Genomic DNA, 19225 nt, shown 5'->3' with positions numbered 1-19225 from the left:
CCTGATTAACTTATAATAACAGTGCTAATCCTGGTGCCATCTTGACAGAACGTCAGATTAATTCTAAAATAAGTTCATCTGTCGATTTGATAATTACGAAGAAGAAGGTCTTAAACATATGATTCAGGATATTTTCCCCCACGTATTTCATAACGAATTTGAAATTAAAACACCCAATGCTGACAGCTTTTTTTTCTACTTTTCTGATGGAAGTATCTGTCTGACTGAAGGTAAAACCAAAACAATCCCACGGTTTTCTGCATTAAAAGAAGAGGACCGCGGCCGCTTCATGTCCCATTGTGACTTTCTGTTTTCCATCGATCAGATGGATTTTTTTCTGGCTGATGAAACCAGTGTAACTTTTGCCCAAACTCCTGGTCTCAGCCTTTATAAAAACAGTATAATACGGGAATTAACCCCTATGTGGGTATCTTTTTCAGCAGTCTGTGCTTCCCAGCTTCACCGGTTCTACTCAACCAACCGATACTGCGGATGCTGCGGATCAGAGATGATTAAAAGTAAAAAAGAACGTTCTATGATCTGTTCATCCTGTGGTAACACTGTTTATCCCAAAATAGCGCCTGCTGTCATTGTCGGGATCATTCATGATGGAAAGCTGCTGCTTACGAAATATGCAGGCAGGGAATACACCCGTTACGCACTTCTGGCGGGATACACAGAATTTGGTGAAACCCTGGAAGATACGGTAAACCGGGAAGTCATGGAAGAAGTAGGACTGCGTGTTAAAAATATCCGTTACTATAAAAACCAGCCCTGGGGCTTTTCTGATTCCATTTTAATGGGTTACTGGGCGGAGCTAGATGGTTCTCCACAAGTCACGCTGGATGAAACCGAATTATCCACAGCAGTCTGGATGGCTCCTGAGGATATCCCCGATGATTTCACCAATATCAGCCTGACCCACGAGATGATTCTGTTGTTTAAGAATGGGAAAATAAACGAAACACAGGAAGGAAAAGCCTGATCAGGCTTTCCTTCCTGTGTTTCTATAAAAAGTTGCATATCCATTAGCAATAAGACTTCCCTCTTTGGGAACCTGTGAAAGAATAAGAAGAACATTCAGTACATCAACACATGCACCTCCTGCGTTTAATACACTCAGAAAAATAAAATAACCATTCAAATGACCGGTAACTGCAAAAAGAAGCGGAACAGCAAACGAAAGAATAAACAGCGGCATAAGTGATATAACAACCATTCTTTTCTTTGAAAGTAACTCTTCCGTAAATACAAAACCAAACAATCCGTTAAATCCCCAGTATGTCTTATCTGATTTCCATACTTTTGGTATAAATGCTGCATGAATCATCTCGTGAATCAAAAGGTATAAAAACATTCCCAAAAGATAATATACAATCTCTATACCTATAGATATCTCCAGGGAAAAAACCTGCGGTCCGGAAAGCAGCTTCTTAAATGGCGGATATAAATAATAACACCATACAGCTCCGGATACCATCAAAATAACGCTGATGGGCATAGACCACAGAATTGCGGCCGAAACAGATTTTGGTTCTTTTAAACGATTCCAACCCTGCTCCTTCAGATACATGGTTCTGTCTACATTTTCCGGCGGTATTTTTTTAATAAACTTCATTGTCACCTCAAATATTATATTTTAATACTTTTATATTGTATCACACAAATACACGTTAAGGAGTACATTATGAAATTAACCGTTTTAGTTGATAACAATACATTAATTGATAAGTACTTTTTAGGGGAGCCTGCTGTCAGCTATTATATCGAAGATGAAGCTGAAAAAATATTGTTTGATGCAGGATATTCTGATGTTTTCATAAGTAATGCAGATAAGCTGCAGATTAATTTATCTGATTTAACTAAAATCGTATTTTCTCATGGTCATAATGATCATACCGGCGGGTTCCATTACTTAAGTGATCAATATGATTTATCTCATATAAAACTTTTTGCTCATCCGGATGTTTTTAAGGAAAAGAGAGATTCCGGAGAATCTATTGGTTCGAATCTTACGGTAGATTCAACAGCTAAAACCTGTAACTTATTTGTTACAAAACGTCCGGTTGCCATAAGCAAAAATATAATTTTTTTAGGCGAGATACCCAATACGAATTCTTTTGAAACAAGAAACCCAATTGGAGAGCAAAAAGTTTCTAATAATCATTACCGCGATGATTACATCCTGGACGATTCGGCCCTTGTATATAAATGCAGCAAAGGGCTGTTTATTATCACAGGCTGTTCACACAGCGGCATCTGCAATATCATCGAATACGCAAAAACTGTTTGTAAAAATAATACTGTTTTAGGAGTAATTGGAGGTTTTCATCTTTTTAATACAGACACAAGACTTGAACAGACAATTCAGTATTTCATTGATAATGGAATACGTGAACTATACCCATGCCACTGTGTCTCATTTAAGGTTAAAGCTGAAATAAACAACCGCCTACCCATACATGAAGTAGGTGTTGGTCTGACAATAACTATCTGACAAATCCTTTATAAAAGTCCCGATGCCCACTTCACAGCATTGTCAATACTCTCCGGATTCTTCTTAGGTTCTACATAAGCAGTTTCACCTATAAATTTATTTTCCGGCAGTGCTTCTTTCAGTTTGGCAAAACATTTCACTGCTCCGCCTCCTCCATGGCTTGCAAAAATTGCAATCCGTTTATTCTTTATTTTATAATCGTTAACAAAACTTCTTATGGGCGGTGCAAACGATCCCGCCCAGACCGGAGTTCCAATTATAATCGTTTCATACCGGCTAAGATCAATGCTTTCATTTGTCAACGTTGGTTTATCTCCAAAAACAACACTTTTTCCGCCCCAAAAATACTTTCCAAGCCCCTCTGTTGGATACTTCTTGCTTGTCTTCAATTCAACCATATCCGCATTTAATGTCTCCCTTATTTTTTCGGCGATCAATTTCGTATTTCCCTCAAATGAAAAATATACAACTAAAACGCTCATTATAATTCCCCTTTCTCAGATATAATTTTCCGGGCTTCTATCGCCCAATCCTTCATTGCAGAATAAACATGTACACCGCAGAGCGCAGTCAGACGGCTATAAGTACAATCGATTCCCTGATCTTTGAACTGGGTAATCTGCTCCATATATCTGTTCATGTCTTTTACCAATTCCTCATTTCTTTTGATAAAATCGTCCAGATGTCCAATCAATACTTCCGATTCGGTATTCTCCCCAAAAGAAATTTTAAGAAGTATCTCATAACGAAGCTTCTCAATCTCCGGTTTTTCACGCATCCAGTCCGAGAGTTCTTTTCTTCCTGCTTCGGTAATACTGTATACGATTTGCCCCCTTCCGTTACCATGTTCCCCATTGTCAGAGCAGACAGCCAGTCCCTGTGCAACCAGCGTTTTTAACGTAGGGTATATCTGTCCATAGCTTTCCTGCCAGAAATGACTGTATTCGTTTTCCAGCCATTTTTTTATTGTATAACCGGTCAGCGGCATACGGGCAAGCATTCCCAGCATTACATATTTTGATTTTCCCGTGTTTTCCTTCATTTGTGCATCTCCTTTTGAAATATAACTTTATGATATATCAAATTGATATATAAATCAAGCAGAAATTTTATAATCTTATTTCTTTTACTGAGTTGATTTTGTAAAGGTGATGGTAACAGACTTGCCCCTATGATATAATATCTACGAAAAGATCGTAAATAAATACACATTTAACTAAAACAGAAATTTTAAGGCGGTTTCAAAGTGACTAATAAAAATATTGATAACAAATATGCTGATTATGCGGTAAAACTAAAAATAGATTGTAAAAATTGCAGTGGTTTATGTTGTGTTTCTCTATACTGTACAAAAACAGATGGTTTTCCTTCCAATAAAGAGGCCGGAACGCCATGTGTCTATCTCGATTCTGATTATGGATGTAATATACACGCAAAACTCTCTGAAAAGAATTACAAAGGTTGTTTAGCCTATGACTGTTTCGGCGCAGGTCAAAGAACCACTCAACTCTGCTTATCAAAAGGTTCCTGGAAAACAAACCCCAAACAGGCAGACATGATCTTTCAAACGTTTATGACTGTATTTCAAATGCATCAGATGCTGTGGTACCTGGTTGAAGCATATTATTTAACAGCAGATAAACGTCTAAAATCAACCATTGATGAACTTATAATTGAGAATGACCAGATAATAGAAAAGCTTCCAGATCATGGTTCAAAGATTGATCTCTCAGAATACAGATTAAAGGTAAACACAGTTCTGAAGCAAATATGCAGCACAATTTCACAAAATACATCATCAAATAACCATTCTGGTATGACTTATCTGGGAAAGAACTTTAAAAAAGCAAATCTTGATGGAAAAGACTTCAGCATGTCACTGATGATTGCTGCAAATTTTACAGGATGCAGTTTGAAGAAAACAAATTTTTTAGGTGCCGATATCCGGGATGCAAACTTAAAAGATACTGATTTAAGCGAGAGCATTTTTTTAACACAAATGCAGATTAATTCTGCAAATGGGAATAATAACACAAAACTACCTGGCAGTTTATGCCATCCGGCATCCTGGATATAACAATGTTAGAATAATAAATTTTAAGAATAAAAAATACAGGAGAAAGTTAATTATCACTTCCCCTGTATTTTTTCATATCTCTTAATATCTTTCAAGTATTATAAGTCCATCGCCTTTAAAGTTATGCATGGACACAGACGTTTTTCCCGCCTCTGAAGCCAGCCTGATTCGTGACGTTCTTCCCGTGATAAGATCCACTGCTTTACCGGAATACCCCTTAAGTTCCTTATCTAAAACGATCCTTGTTGTATAAGGAACATAGATAAGGTACCGCTTATCACCGGTTACAGCCATCCGAATCTGCTCTGATTTTCCAAGTATAAGCTCCTGTGCGGGTATCAGTTCTCCAATACGATTGGTTTCCAGAAAGTTTGCAATAAATCCGTAATCCCAGGCTCCTTGAAAATGAATTGCCTCCCTGGCAGGAAACGCTTCATCAAACCCCTCACCTAACACCGGATTTGGCTTCTTTCCTGTTTTTTTCCAGTTCCAGATTCCATGGGCACCATACGTAACACCTGCGCATGCACCGGACAGAATTCCGCTCCACGCTGCCTTTCGTATATCATACGGCTGAAAACGTCCATACATCTTCCGGCTGTATCCCATCTGTTCATAGCAGGGTTCTGCGTTCACAACCGGTTTTACCGGATAATCCCTGTAAAATTTTTCTGCAAGCAGGTATGCCATATCCTGTCCATCTGCAAAATGCCCCGACTGATACATATAAAAGTCCAGCCGATCTAAAAACTGTTCCGGTATATAATCATATCCCCTCTTAATATGCATTGTTTTTAATGAATGGGGCGATTTCTCGCATACTGTCTTCAGTGCTGTTTCGTAATAGGAGACTGCTTCATCCGTATCAAAATCCGTATCACCGCTGATTACATAAATAGGTTCAAACTCGTCAAATACTTCCACTGTTTTTTCTGCATAAGTACTGACAAACTCCTCCGGCATTACGTTAAAATCTACCAGTCTGCTCCCCCAGGTTCCCGGAACATAATTAAGCCACAACACCACCAGTGCCAGCTGAAATCCCTTATCAACAGCCATACGGCACATCTTCCTTGCTCTGGAATAATATGCTTCATCCCACCTGGTAAAATCAAATTTCTGTCCATCCTCTGTATAAAACGGATATACTCCTACATCGGACATACATCTGTCCCATTGCGGCAGAGTATTAATCTGGAGTACATTAAATCCCTGTACCCAGCGTCTTTCCAGATAATCTTCCCATTCCTCCAGTGTGATTGAAGTAAATGCGCTCCATACCGTATCAGCCAGATAAAAGAAATCCCGGCCATCCAGTGTAAAATTCCTCTTGTTCTCATGTATCTTAAGTCTGCTCATGGAAAACCTCCAAATCTTCTGTTACCTGGGAATGCAGCGAATCATAACATCTCCTGCCACAGCCATTTTTGCCTCTGCCGTTAAAACATCTGCATACTCATTGCTGTTTGTTACCAAAACCATGGTAGTGACATCATAACCTTCCCGCTTCATACTGTCTAAGTCTGCTTTTAACAGAAGATCACCTTTCTTAACTCTGTCTCCGTTTTTTACTATAAGTTCAAAATATTTACCTTCCAGCTTTACCGTATCCAAGCCTACATGGATAAAAACTTCTGCTCCCAGGTCTGTCTTAATTCCCACTGCGTGTGGATATGCGGTTTCAACCATTCCATCACAAGGTGCATAAAAAGTCCCCTCAGCCGGTATAATTGCGCTTCCTTTTCCTAATCCCCCTCCTGCAAATACCTGGTCCTTCACTTCTAATAATGAAATGATAGTTCCATTTACAGGTGCTGTTAATTCTTCTTCCTTTTTAGCCAGACCGGCTGAAGACTCTGCAGTCTCATCTTCAAGAAGCATATTATCATTATATCCGAACAGATACGTGCAGATGGCAGAACCAAAGTATGCAATGGCACATGCTGCACAGAATCCCGCGAAACCGACTCCAATATAACCTGTCATTGTAAGAAGGCTTGTACCTAAGACTGTAGGGGCTCCTGCTCCTACTGCTGCGGTAATTGCACCTGCAATACCGGAAAAAAATGCTCCGATAAAGAATGGCCTTTTGTATTTCAATGTTACTCCGTAGATTGCTGGTTCTGTAATACCTGCAAGTACAGCGGATATTGCTGCCGGTCCGGCAATATCTTTTACCTTTTTGCTTTTAGTCTTTAAAAATACCCCCAATGTGGCTCCTGCCTGAGCAAAATTATTAGGTCCTGTTATTGTGAACAGAGTATCTCTTCCTGTCTGTGCAATGTTATTTATAACGATTGGAATGAATCCCCAGTGAAGTCCGAACATAACTGCTGCCGGCCATATAAGCCCCAGAATAAATCCTGCTATAATCGGATTGACGGAGACCATGGCAGTATAACCTCCGGCCAGCATTTTTCCCGCAAAATCAGAGATGGGACCTAGTACCAGAAAGGTAGAAGGCACCATAATTGCAAGAGATAAAAGCGGTGTGAAAATATTTTTAATTATATCCGGAAGAATTCTCCGCAGCCCTCTTTCCAGCTTAGAAAGTACAAAAACGGAAAGAATAATTGGTATTACTGACGAAGTATAGCTCACAAGAACTACCGGTATATTTAAAAATGTGAGAGATTCTTTTGCAGCAAATGCCGCTGATAAATCCGGATACATCAGCGCGGACGCAATTGCCACTGACACAAAAGGATCTGCCTTAAATTTCTTAGCCGCTGTATAGGCAAGAAAAACCGGAAGAAATGTAAACACACCATCTGCCGCTGCAAATAAAATCCGGTAAGTTCCCATGTCCTTTGACAACCATCCCATCGTTGTAAACAGAATGAGGAGCCCCTTTAGCAAACCGGCTCCGGACATCGCTCCCAGTATGGGTGCAAAGATTCCGGAAACAGTACTCATAAACAAATTTATGATATTTTTATCTTTACTCTCCTTGCCCTCCGTACTCATATCCCCGGCTTTTATGGATGAGGTTGCTAATATGGAATCATAAACATCTCCCACAGTATTTCCGATCACTACCTGAAGCTGACCGCCTGCTTCCACCACCGTTATAACCTTTTCCGTCTGACTCAGCCTTTTTTTATCAACTTTAGCCGGATCCTTAATCTGGAACCGCAATCTTGTTGCACAGTGAATCAGCGAATTAACATTATCCGCTCCCCCTACGCTGGCCACTATCTGTTTCGCCAGCTCATCGTAATTTTTCTTAGCCATGATTATCCCTCCTGAGATTGAGTCATACCCTTTGAACCTTCTTCGTAAATTGCTTTGTAATTTCATACTAACACCCGTTTTTTTCTCAATCAATCCCCTTGGCACTTTTCTCCGTATCAATCAAAATACCATAGTTTTTCGCCATGTATTTCCACATTTTTTGTGTAATTATGATAGGTTTTTAAATTTTCTTTAAATAAAATCATTTATAAATGTATTTGTTCTTATCAAATACACTTTCTCCCTCCAGCAGCCTGGTCTTGTAGTAAACCCGAACCATTTCCCCTTCTTCATCCTCTATATGACGGATTAAATGACTCATGGCAGCTTTATGCCTCATCGTATGGGTACCCTTTATTAATGTAAGATTAATACCGGGTATACTAAGCTTTGGAAGTGCATCGAACCCGATTAAGGATATCTCTTTCGGTACCCGGATATTTCTCTCTAAAAGGGCTTTGCTTACTCCCAGTGATATCACAGAACTTTCAAGGACAAAAGCAGTTGTTTTCTTAATCCCTCCGTCTAAATAACGGTTCATCGCTTCATACACTTCATCAATCTGGTTGCCTAAACGGATAATGCGGCTGCTCCCATCCCCGCAGTGCCGTTTCTCCATTTCTTCCACAAATGCCTCTCTCCGTTCCGTGAAATTAAAGATGTCAACTTTCTCCGCAAGATAGGAAATATAGCTGTGTCCCTTATCAACCAGATAATCCACAGCTCTGCAGATTCCCTCTTTATTATCAATAAGAAAGCTGTCCATACCCTGTTCATAAAACAGATTATCCCCCACCACCACAGGGATTTTAAGCTGGCCAAAGGGATAAATATCACTGTAATTCATTTCCGCTGCCATCATATAAATCCCCTTTATATCACTTCTCCTGCATTTATCCAGTAATTTTTCCAGATTTCCTGCTTTCTCATAAAATTCCTGGTAGTCAAACCGGTATCCTGCTTTATTACAAATGCATTCAAAATCACCAAAAAGCAGAGGGTCCCGTCTGTTTTCCCTCTGCTTTAAAATAATTCCATGCTTAATATAGTTAAGCATCAGCACAGTCCCTTTACTTTCGTTATACTCAGCCCTTAACCTGCTGTTATTTTTCTCTTCTTCCATCAGGATATAGTTCTGAACCCTTTTTCTTGTTGCCGGTTTAACCCCCGGCTTATTATTTAAAACAAGGGAAACGGTCGCCGGAGATATTCCAAGCGCCGCCGCAATATCCTTTGCTTTCAGCCGCATTGCCGTGTCCTCTCTTTCATGATGTTTCACAGCCACCGGCATTTTTGCAGACCAGATCAATCCCCTCCCTCCATCGGTTTTTTCTCTCGTTTCTGCTTTCCATGCCCATATGGCTGTCATAAATATCATAATCAATATTCGTAAATATTTTATCCCTGTCATAAATTCCAGACGCGATTCCTGCCATATAAGCGGCCCCGATTGCAGAAAGTTCCTCCTGTCTGGATACCCGCATCCTGATATCCGATATGTCAGACTGAAACTGCATCAGATAACGGTTTTTAGCAGGCCCGCCATCTGCACAAAGTTCTTTTAATACTTTTTTACTGTCCTTTTCCATGGCAGTAAGCACATCCGATACCTGAAAGGCAATGCTTTCAACAGCTGCTTTTACAAGCTCTGCCTTGCCCGTAGTCCGGCTCATACCAAGAATCATGGCTCTGGCATTTTCTCTCCAGTACGGTGCGGAAAGTCCCGTAAATGCAGGAATTAGTACTGCAGTATCCTTTTGATTTGCTTTATTAACAAGATCTTCTGCCTCCTCGTCCGAAGAAATGAGACCCATTTCATTTTTCATCCAGGAAATCACTGCTCCCGCATAATTAATATTCCCCTCTAAAACATATTCTACACGGCCGTTCATCCCCCACGCAAGAGAGGTCGCAAGACCTGCACTGCTTTTTATAAATGAATCCCCTGCGTTCATCATAATGGAAGAGCCCGTACCATAGGTTGCCTTTGCCTGTCCCGGCATATGGCATCCCTGCCCAAACAAGGCCGCGTGGGAATCTCCCATTACTCCGTATACTGGAACCGGCAGATCTAAGTATCCCTCAAAATCCGTATACCCAAAGCAGGCATTACTGTCACAAACTCTGGGAAGTGCCTCTATGGGCACCCCAAACATCCGGCACAGCTCCTCATCCCATTCTAACGTATGGAGGTTAAATAACTGGGTTCTTGAAGCATTGGAATAATCCGTTAAAAAGCTGTTTCCCTTTGTTAGCCTGTAAACCAGATAACTGTCCATTGTTCCCAGACAATACGGTTCCTTTAAAGAAACATTTTCTAAAAGCCATGCCATTTTCGCTGCCGGAAAATAGGGCGAAAGGGGAAGGCCCGTCTTCTCATAAATGACGGGACTAAAGTTCTGAAATCGGTCAGAGATCCGGGCTGCCCGGCTGCACTGCCATACAACAGAAGGAGCGAAAGGCTCCCCGCTCCGGCTCCACACAGCGGTTGATTCTCTCTGGTTACTGATACCTGCCGCTGCCACATTCTCTCTTCCTATGTCGGAACGATCCAGCACTTCCCTTACAGCTAAAATCAAATTTTCATAAATTTCTTTCAGATCATGGGATACCCAGCCTTTTTTATTGACAATCTGTTTGTGCTTCCGGTCTGCCCTTCCCCTCAGCTTTCCTGTCTGATCAAAGAGAACGGCTTTTGTTCCCTGAGTACTCTGATCTATTGCAATCACATATTTCATTTTACCAGCCCCTGACCTAATCCGTCTAATACCGCCTTTTTAATCCCCTGGTCATCCAAACCATAATATTTAAATATTTCATGATTCGTGCCTGCAATGATATGACCGTCAGGAAGAGCCAGGTTCACCACCTTTTTCGGACAGTTGGCAGACACAATCTGTGCCACCATGCTCCCAAGACCGCCGTAAGGGGAATGCTCCTCTGCTGTCACAATTAAATCAGCTTTCTCTGCTGCATCCACCACAGCTCTTTCATCCATCGGCTTTAAGCAGTACATATCGATCAGACCGATACGATATCCCTCTTTTTCCAGCTCTTCTGCTGCTTTCACTGCATAAGGAAGCAGTTCTCCGCAGGATATAATGACTGCATCTGTTCCATCTTTGATCACATTGGCACGATCCAGTTTAAAATCCATATTTTCTTCATATACATCCTCTGTTGCAGAGCGGCTGACCCTTACGTAAGCGGGTTTTTCATCCTCAAGAAGTGCCTCTATCAGCTTTCTGGTCTGGAAACGGTCACATGGCAGATAAACCCGCATGTCCGGCAGGCTGGCCATGGCAGCAATATCCTGGCAGGAATGATGGGTCATGCCCAGTGCTCCATAACTGACACCTCCGCTGATTCCGATTAACGTAACATTGGTTTTTGAATAAGCCACATCTACCTTTACCTGTTCGTAGCTTCTGGTTGATAAAAAGCTTGCCGGCGACGCTGCAAAAACCTTTTTTTTACAGGATGCCAGCCCTGCGGACACCGATACCAGATTCTGCTCTGCAATTCCCACTTCAACAAACTGGTTGGGGTACTGCTCCGCAAACGGTGCAAGGGATGCGGAACCTCTGGAATCCGAGCATACCACCACAATATCCTTATCTTCCTTTGCTGCCTCTGTCAGTGAATCACAAATCACCTGTCTGTTTGTTATCTGATTCATGCCAGCACCCCCTCCAATTCTTTTACTGCTTTTTGGTATTGTTCCTCTGTCATGACACCATGATGCCATTTCTTCTGGTTTTCCATAAATGACACCCCTTTTCCTTTTGTGGTATGGGCAAGAATTACAGAGGGACAACCCTTTTTTCTTTCTGCTTCCTTGTAGGCCGCAAGAAGCTGTAAGCAGTCATTGCCGTTTTCCACCTCTATGACATTCCAGCCAAATGCTCTGAACTTTTTACCAAGATCATTGCTTTTCATGGTTTCGTCTGTTGTACCGCTGATCTGGAGACCATTTAAATCAACCGTTGCACACAGCTGGTCCAGACCATAATGTCCGGCTGCCATCATAGCTTCATAATTAGATCCTTCGGCCATTTCACCGTCTCCCAGCACAACATAGGTTCTGTATGACCGGCCATCCATTCTGGCTGCCAGTGCCATTCCCACTCCCAGAGAAAGTCCGTGCCCCAATGATCCCGAATTCATCTCTATTCCAGGTACATCCATTGTGGGGTGGCCAATAAATTCAGAACCAAATCTGCTGAATGTATCTATGGCTATCTGCTTGTCAAAAAATCCCCGGTCTCCCAGAGTTATGTAGAGTGCATCTGTGCAATGTCCCTTACTCAGTAAAAACCGGTCTCTGTCATCATTCTTCCAGTTTTGGGGACTGACATTCATTACTTCAAAATAGAGCACAGTTAAGATATCAATCACACTTAAATCTCCACCAATATGACCGGCTTTTGACCGATATACTTCCTCAATTACATCTCTTCGAAGTTCATAAGCTTTCCTGGTGAGTCTGTCCATGTTTTACCGTCCTTTCCTATTCGCCCCGTATCCAAGCTTTTACTTCTTCGTCATTGTTATCGTACAGATCCGGTTTAATACCAAGATATTTACATGCTTCATACAGCACCGGAACCACATTTTTATGAATTCCAACACAATGGTGGATATAAGGTCCTTCCACAATTTTGGCTTCAAGCCTCTTTAGATTTTCAACCTCCACCCATACATAGGTTCCCTTGGTGTAGGGACCCTCAATTCCTTTTGCATTGCCAAGAAGCAGGCTGTAATCTCCATTGTCCCCATCAAAACGGCAGAGCGTCATCTCACCCAGTTTTGCCTGAGCTTCCACGGCTCCCGGATGGCTGAAAGCAAGTGGATACCCGATAGAAGGCTTACACGCTGCGCAGGACAGGGGCCAGGGACCACAGTGCTGCAGCAGTTCTCCATTTTCATTGTCAGGATGCCGAACAGTCCAGTCAGCGAAAAATGTCCTCGTTTCACCAAGCCCTGCTGCCTCACACATAATTGCTGTAATTGCACCATGAATATCAGTCTCACATACAACCGGAAGACCCTCTTCGTTTAACAGACTGTTGGCTGCACAGGGCATAATTCCAATTTCGTCCTGGAGCGCATTCCAGCACTGTAAGGCAATTGCGTTGCACCCGTAGCGTTCTGCCAGGGCTCTCATAGCCGCTTTCAGGGCTGCCACAGTCTTTAAATCTTCATCACATATACCTACTTCAAAATTTTTCTTACAGTAATCTACTATCTCCTGAATCCTGTTTTCATCCTCTTTTACCTGGTTTATTTCTCTGGTAAGCTCCGGCATGGGGATGGGTGCCAGCTGGATATTAAATTTCTCAAGCAGTTCACCTTCATTGCACATTGTAGACCAGAAATCAAAAGGTCTTGGTCCTATCTGAAGAATGCGGGTATTTTTAAATGCCTTTACCACGCTGCATACTGCCAGAAAATTAGTAACTCCTCTGTAAAAAGCTTCATCCTCCAGTCGGCAGTTACATAAATATGTAAAAGGAATCTTAAATCTCCGAAGAACCTTTCCGGTAGCAAATAGCCCGCACTGACTATCCCGAAGGCGGATCCCATTTTCATCCGGTCTTTCATCTCTTGGTCCCCACAGCAGTACCGGTACGCTGCATTCTCTGCATAATCTGGCTGCTTCATATTCTGTTCCAAAATTCCCGTGGGGGATAAACAGACCATCAATCTTTTCAGTTTTAAATTTCTCTGCTATCTTTATTCTGTCATCTTCCTTATGCAGCAATCCATCCTCTGAAATATCTGTGATATCAACAAAAGTAACTCCCATTTCCTCCAGTTTCTTTCTGGTTAAATCCGCATATTTAACTGCGTCCGGCGCAGAGAATATGCTCCTTCTCGTGGGCGCGAATCCCAATACTATATTCGTCATACACATGTCTCCTTTTTTAACTGTTACCCATATTATTTACTGGAGCAAACTTAATTACAATTAATAATTAAGTAAAATATAGTATATTATTGACTTAATCTACTTAATCTGTTAAGTTGTTAAAAAAGAGTTTATCTGTAAGAAAGGAGCCCATCCTGATGTCCATAACAGCAAAGGAGCTAGCTAAACTGCTTAATCTTTCAGAGGCTGCAGTCTCCATGGCTCTTAATCATAAGCCAGGCGTCAGCACCCAGACGAGAAAGAAGGTCATAGCGGCTGCCAAAGAACATGATTATGACTTTTCAAGAATAAAAGAAACCTCCGTGAGTACCAGCCCCCACGGCATGATACAATTTATCATATATAAGAAAAACGGTGCCGTTGTTTCAGATACCCCTTTCTTTTCCCAATTATCAGAAGGAATTGATACTGGCTGCAAAGAAGCCTGTTATTACCTGAACATTTCTTATCTTTATGAAGAAGATGATATTCCTTCCAAAGTCTCAGAGATGGTACGTCTGGGCTGCAGGGGTATTCTGCTTCTGGGAACAGAAATGGAGGAAGAAGATTTTAAACCATTTTTAAATCTTCCTGTTCCTGTCGTAGTCGTAGATACCTGTTTTGAAAACCGGAGCACAGACTGTGTCATAATTGATAATGTACAGGGTGCTTTTTTTGCGGCAAACTATCTGATCAGAAAGAGAAAAAAACAGCCGGGATATCTAAAATCCTCTTATCCCATCAAGAATTTTGAGCAAAGATCTGACGGCTTTTACCAGGCAGTCAGAAAAAACGGCATGTCCGTTTCCAATTCAAAGGTTTATAAATTATCTCCGTCCATGGATGGTGCCTATGCTGACATGACGGCTATTTTAAAACAGGGAGAAACTCCGTCAGACTGTTACTTTGCGGACAATGATCTTATTGCAGCCGGGGCCATTAAAGCGCTGAAGGAATACGGATACCGGGTTCCACAGGATGTCGCTGTAATCGGTTTTGATAATATGCCTTTGTGTACCTTCCTGGACCCACCCCTCACAACCATTCACGTACCCAAGCAATATATGGGATTGATGGCAGCAAAGCGTATGGCAGAGCTTATTCAAACCAAATCCTCTTCCCCCGTAAAAATCGAGATCAGTACCTCTCTGGTTCTTAGAAAATCTACTTAATATTAATGGAATACAAAAAAGGACAACGTAAAAGAGAACAGATTTGACATCAAAACTCAATCAATATCTGTTCTCTTTTCAGTTGTCCTGTCAAAAGATACTGTTACTATCTCTTTGTCAGTTTAAATTTATTTACCGTAGTAAGCCTTTAAATACATTTCCTTAATTTCGCTGAACAGCGGATATCTTGGATTTGCACCAGTACACTGATCATCAAATGCATTCTCAACCATCTCATCCAGTGTGTCTAAAAAGTACTTCTCATCAACACCGTAATCTTTAATCGTTGCCTTAATGCCTACTGCCTTCTTTAACTCCTCAACCTTTGCAATGAATTTCTTCAATACCTCCGCATCATCTTTTCCGTCGACTCCACAGAAGCGTGCGCATTCTGCATATCTTGCAAGAGTATGGGGATACTGATACTGCGGGAAGGTTCCCATCTTAGCCGGTACTTCTGAAGCATTGAATTCCATAACCAGAGTGATTAACAGTGCATTTGCCACACCGTGAGGAATGTGGTGGTAAGCTCCTAATTTATGAGCCATGGAGTGGCAAACTCCTAAGAATGCGTTATTAAATGCCATACCAGCCATACAGGAAGCATCTGCCATCTTGCATCTTGCCTCTACATTGGTTCCGTCGTTATAAGCAGTTGGCAGGTATTCAAATACATTTTTCATAGCCTTCAGTGCAAGACCATCGGTATAGTCAGAAGCCATTACAGAAGCATATGCTTCCAGTGCATGAGTCAGAACATCTATACCAGAAGCACTGGTCAGACCCTTTGGCTGGCTCATCATATTGTCCGCATCAACAATGGACATATTGGGCATTAACTGATAATCTGCAAGCGGATATTTTACTCCTGTATTCTGATCTGTGATAACAGCGAAAGAAGTTACCTCAGAACCAGTACCGGAAGAAGTTGGGATTGCTACAAAATATGCTTTCTCGCCCATCTTCGGGAATGTGTAAACTCTCTTACGGATATCCATAAAACGCATCGCCATATCCTGGAAATCCACTTCCGGGTGCTCGTACATTACCCACATGATTTTCGCAGCGTCCATTGCGGAACCGCCGCCCAGTGCGATGATTGTATCCGGCTGGAAAGCCTTCATAGCTGCTGCACCAGCCTCTGCATTTGCAAGAGTCGGGTCTGGCTGAACATCTGAGAATACCGTATAAACAATGCCCATTTCATTCAGTTTATCGGTAATTGCCTTGGTATAGCCATTCATATAAAGGAAAGAGTCTGTTACTACAAAAGCTCTCTTTTTATTATAAACATCCTTTAACTCACTAAGCGCAACCGGCATACATCCCTTTTTGAAATAAACTTTCTCCGGATTTCTGAACCACAGCATGTTCTCTCTCCTCTCAGCAACGGTTTTAATATTCAGCAAATGCTTCACGCCGACATTTTCAGATACAGAGTTTCCTCCCCAGGAACCGCAGCCCAGAGTCAGGGATGGCTGTAACTTAAAGTTATAAATATCACCGATACCGCCATGGGAAGATGGAGTATTAACCAGAATACGGCAGGTCTTCATTGCAGCTGCATGTTTTGCCATCTTTTCCGTTTCATTTACATTCACATACAGAGAAGCAGTATGTCCATAACCGCCGTCTGCAACCAGCTGTTCTGCCTTTTCAATGGCCTCATCAAAGGTCTTCGCTTTGTACATTGCCAGAACCGGAGACAGTTTCTCATGTGCAAATTCTTCCTCAAGATGTACACTTTCTACTTCACCGATTAAAATCTTTGTTGATTCGGGAACTTCAACGCCTGCAAGCTTTGCAATGGTATGAGCCTTCTGACCAACAATCTTGGCATTTAAAGCACCATTGATTATAATCGTTTTACGTACTTTTTCAATTTCTTCGCCCTTTAAGAAGTAGCATCCTCTTGCTGCGAACTCTTTCTTAACTGCGTCATAAACCTTTTCAAGAACAGTAACAGACTGCTCAGACGCACAAATCATACCATTATCAAATGTTTTGGAATGAATGATGGAGTTAACTGCCATCTTAATATCTGCCGTATCATCAATGATAACCGGAGTATTACCTGCGCCAACGCCCAGAGCCGGCTTACCGGAAGAATAAGCAGCCTTTACCATTCCAGGACCGCCTGTTGCCAGAATAATATCTGCACTTCTCATAACCTCGTTGGTCAATTCCAGGGAAGGTACATCAATCCAGCCGATAATTCCTTCTGGTGCACCTGCCTTTACAGCAGCATCAAGAACTACCTTTGCAGCTGCAATCGTACAGTTCTTAGCCCTTGGGTGGGGGGAAATGATAATTGCATTTCTTGTCTTTAAGCTGATCAGTGTTTTGAAGATGGCAGTTGAAGTTGGGTTTGTGGTAGGAATAACAGCAGCTACCAGACCGATTGGCTCTGCAATTTTCTTAATTCCAAAAGCCTTATCTTCTTCTATTACACCGCAGGTTTTCGTATCTTTATAAGAATTATAAATATATTCAGCTGCATAATTGTTTTTAATTACTTTATCCTCTGCAACGCCCATCCCTGTTTCTTCAACAGCCATCTTTGCAAGAGGGATTCTTAATTTATTTGCAGCGCTGGCTGCCTCATAAAAGATTTTATCAACCTGCTCCTGAGTGAAGGTTGCGAATACTCTCTGAGCTTCTCTCATTGCCTCCATTTTTGCGATCAGGGTATCTACACTATCAATTATCTGGGGAACCTTAATCAGTTCTTCTTTTTTTGCCATCTTGATTTTCCTCCATTTTATAAGTATCAATCCCATTGGTTTCTTGATCGATATTTTTTTAACGATCTTTATGGTTTTATTATATTCTATCGTTATTTTTTTGTCAATGTGATAACTCACAAAAATATACATCGTTCGATACTTTTTTTATGTATTATTTATAAATATTTTTTTACTTATATAAGAATCGGTCTGAATATACTAATTCTTATAAAATAAGGAGATTTATGGGATTATAGTGATATAAAATAATCAATAATCCCTTACATCTTAAATTTTCATTGTTTTTAATCCAAACAGGCTTATGAAAGACCCGCCTTATATCCAACTCTTATGAACACATTTAAGAACTTGGCATTTACCTATAATTATGGTATAGTTAGCCTTAATACCTGCTTCTAAAAAGGTCCGGCAGGCCAGATCAGATAACGCGATTTAAGGGGACATATATGAAAATAACCATTGGAATTGATCTTGGAGGAAGTACAACAAAGATTGTAGGTTTTCAGGATCATAAATTGAAAATACCAACGTTTGTGAAAGCGGATAATCCCATTGCTTCCCTATTCGGAGCTCTGGGCAAATTTATCTATGATAATAGCATTCAGTTGAATGAAATAGAAAAAATTATGATAACAGGTGTAGGAAGTGCTTATGTGGAGCAGCCTCTTTATGGAATTCCCACCTATAAGGTGAACGAGTTCACCTGTAACGGATTAGGCGGTCAGTATTTTACCGGATTAAAAGATTTAATTGTGGTAAGTATGGGAACCGGTACTTCCCTTGTACAAGTGAATGGTGATTCAATCGTTCATACCGGTGGTATCGGTATAGGGGGCGGAACCATCCTGGGTCTTTCCAGTCTGCTGTTAAAAACTCAGGATATCTCCCATATTATGGATCTGGCCAGCAGAGGTAATTTAAGCAATATTGATTTACAGATTCAGGATATATCAAGAACCCCTCTTCCCGGGCTGCCTTTATCTGCAACTGCATCAAACTTTGGTAAAGTGAGAGGTTTTGTATCAGATGAGGATATTGCCATCGGAATTATTCATATGGTACTCCAGGTAATTGGTAAATCCGCCATTCTATCCGCATTAAACAGCAATATTAAAGATTTCGTTATGACAGGAAATCTTTCCAAATTTCCTCAATGCAGGGAGATCTTCCAATCCCTGGAGACCATGTTTGATGTGCACTTTATTATTCCTGAACATGCTGAATACGGAACTGCCATCGGTGCAGCTCTTACAGAAGAACATCACCTGGAGATGACTGAAATCCGTTAATCAGAATAAAATTTCTCTTTTTTCATTGGTAAATGACAGGATTACAGCTTTGGCATTTTGTAAATAAAAGACTTCTATTAAATTATCGTCAACCGAATACATTCTGCTCAAAGCTGGTCCATATTCTTCAATCATTGCTGCTCTCGCTTCTCTTCTGGTATCCAGAACCACCTCGCACTGAAGACGAATCCAAGTGCCATGGCTCATACTGCTCCAAAAGGACGCACCCTCGCCGGATCTCTTCCACGTCAATTCTCCTTTTCATGTTTCAACTATATCTATAAAATAATATAAAAAA

17 protein-coding genes are annotated in these 19225 nt (G+C 41.2%); 5 read left to right on the top strand and 12 right to left on the bottom strand.

What is annotated here, in order from left to right:
• The first annotated feature begins 118 nt into the window (after positions 1–118).
• Positions 119–985: an NAD(+) diphosphatase gene (gene nudC / locus DS742_RS22505; RefSeq protein WP_117419205.1), complete on the top strand. Its 867-nt coding sequence runs from the start codon at positions 119–121 to the stop codon at positions 983–985.
• Here nudC and DS742_RS22500 read toward each other — a convergent pair whose 3' ends face one another.
• Positions 986–1618 carry a DUF3267 domain-containing protein gene (locus DS742_RS22500; protein ID WP_117419204.1) on the bottom strand — a complete coding sequence of 211 codons (633 nt, stop codon included), beginning with the start codon at positions 1616–1618 and terminating at the stop codon, positions 986–988. It lies immediately after the preceding gene.
• A gap of 69 nt (positions 1619–1687) precedes the next feature.
• Here DS742_RS22500 and DS742_RS22495 point away from each other — a divergent pair, with 69 nt between their 5' ends.
• Positions 1688–2497, top strand: coding sequence for an MBL fold metallo-hydrolase (locus DS742_RS22495; RefSeq protein WP_117419203.1), 810 nt, complete (start codon positions 1688–1690; stop codon positions 2495–2497).
• Positions 2498–2505: 8 nt separating this feature from the next.
• Here the strand turns inward: DS742_RS22495 and DS742_RS22490 are convergent, their stop codons facing one another.
• Positions 2506–2979 carry a flavodoxin family protein gene (locus DS742_RS22490; protein ID WP_117419202.1) on the bottom strand — a complete coding sequence of 158 codons (474 nt, stop codon included), beginning with the start codon at positions 2977–2979 and terminating at the stop codon, positions 2506–2508.
• The gene (locus tag DS742_RS22485) at positions 2979–3539 is read right to left on the bottom strand and encodes a PadR family transcriptional regulator (RefSeq protein ID WP_117419201.1); all 561 of its coding nucleotides are present in this window, start codon (positions 3537–3539) and stop codon (positions 2979–2981) included. The genes DS742_RS22490 and DS742_RS22485 overlap by 1 nt, the downstream gene beginning before the upstream one ends.
• Positions 3540–3743: 204 nt before the next feature.
• Between DS742_RS22485 and DS742_RS22480 the strand changes: the two genes are divergently transcribed.
• Positions 3744–4574: a pentapeptide repeat-containing protein gene (locus DS742_RS22480; RefSeq protein WP_117419200.1), complete on the top strand. Its 831-nt coding sequence runs from the start codon at positions 3744–3746 to the stop codon at positions 4572–4574.
• 81 nt (positions 4575–4655) lie between these two features.
• Here DS742_RS22480 and DS742_RS22475 read toward each other — a convergent pair whose 3' ends face one another.
• The 7 genes from DS742_RS22475 to DS742_RS22445 form a co-directional block, all read right to left on the bottom strand.
• The gene (locus DS742_RS22475) at positions 4656–5933 is read right to left on the bottom strand and encodes a glycoside hydrolase family 140 protein (RefSeq protein ID WP_117419199.1); all 1278 of its coding nucleotides are present in this window, start codon (positions 5931–5933) and stop codon (positions 4656–4658) included.
• Positions 5934–5954: 21 nt separating this feature from the next.
• Positions 5955–7808, bottom strand: a complete 1854-nt coding sequence (locus DS742_RS22470; RefSeq protein ID WP_117419198.1) for a beta-glucoside-specific PTS transporter subunit IIABC — start codon at positions 7806–7808, stop codon at positions 5955–5957.
• A gap of 202 nt (positions 7809–8010) precedes the next feature.
• Positions 8011–9117: a LacI family DNA-binding transcriptional regulator gene (locus DS742_RS22465; RefSeq protein ID WP_170313549.1), complete on the bottom strand. Its 1107-nt coding sequence runs from the start codon at positions 9115–9117 to the stop codon at positions 8011–8013.
• Complete coding sequence (locus DS742_RS22460; RefSeq protein ID WP_117419196.1) at positions 9074–10546, bottom strand: FGGY-family carbohydrate kinase; 1473 nt, start codon at positions 10544–10546, stop codon at positions 9074–9076. The genes DS742_RS22465 and DS742_RS22460 overlap by 44 nt, the downstream gene beginning before the upstream one ends.
• Complete coding sequence (locus tag DS742_RS22455; protein WP_117419195.1) at positions 10543–11487, bottom strand: transketolase family protein; 945 nt, start codon at positions 11485–11487, stop codon at positions 10543–10545. The genes DS742_RS22460 and DS742_RS22455 overlap by 4 nt, the downstream gene beginning before the upstream one ends.
• Positions 11484–12302, bottom strand: a complete 819-nt coding sequence (locus DS742_RS22450; protein ID WP_117419194.1) for a transketolase — start codon at positions 12300–12302, stop codon at positions 11484–11486. Before DS742_RS22450 ends, DS742_RS22455 begins: the two co-directional genes overlap by 4 nt.
• A 16-nt stretch (positions 12303–12318) precedes the next feature.
• Entirely contained in the window at positions 12319–13719 is a 1401-nt protein-coding gene (locus DS742_RS22445) for an L-fucose/L-arabinose isomerase family protein (RefSeq protein WP_117419193.1), read from the bottom strand.
• Between the two features lie 158 nt (positions 13720–13877).
• On the opposite strand from DS742_RS22445, the gene DS742_RS22440 reads away from it, so the two are divergent.
• Positions 13878–14891, top strand: a complete 1014-nt coding sequence (locus DS742_RS22440) for a LacI family DNA-binding transcriptional regulator (protein WP_117419192.1) — start codon at positions 13878–13880, stop codon at positions 14889–14891.
• Between the two features lie 128 nt (positions 14892–15019).
• Here DS742_RS22440 and adhE read toward each other — a convergent pair whose 3' ends face one another.
• Positions 15020–17635 (bottom strand): bifunctional acetaldehyde-CoA/alcohol dehydrogenase, encoded by a 2616-nt coding sequence (adhE, locus tag DS742_RS22435; RefSeq protein WP_117419191.1) that lies wholly within the window; start codon positions 17633–17635, stop codon positions 15020–15022.
• A gap of 449 nt (positions 17636–18084) precedes the next feature.
• Between adhE and coaW the strand changes: the two genes are divergently transcribed.
• The gene (gene coaW / locus DS742_RS22430) at positions 18085–18927 is read left to right on the top strand and encodes a type II pantothenate kinase (RefSeq protein WP_117419190.1); all 843 of its coding nucleotides are present in this window, start codon (positions 18085–18087) and stop codon (positions 18925–18927) included.
• Here the strand turns inward: coaW and DS742_RS22425 are convergent, their stop codons facing one another.
• Entirely contained in the window at positions 18928–19179 is a 252-nt protein-coding gene (locus DS742_RS22425) for a hypothetical protein (RefSeq protein ID WP_147325849.1), read from the bottom strand.
• Between the last annotated feature and the right edge of the window lie 46 nt (positions 19180–19225).

This window comes from Lacrimispora amygdalina (assembly GCF_003432035.1).
Lineage (GTDB): Bacteria > Bacillota > Clostridia > Lachnospirales > Lachnospiraceae > Lacrimispora > Lacrimispora amygdalina.
Note: the sequence above shows the minus strand (reverse complement) of the source record. Positions and strands in the feature narration are given on the sequence as shown.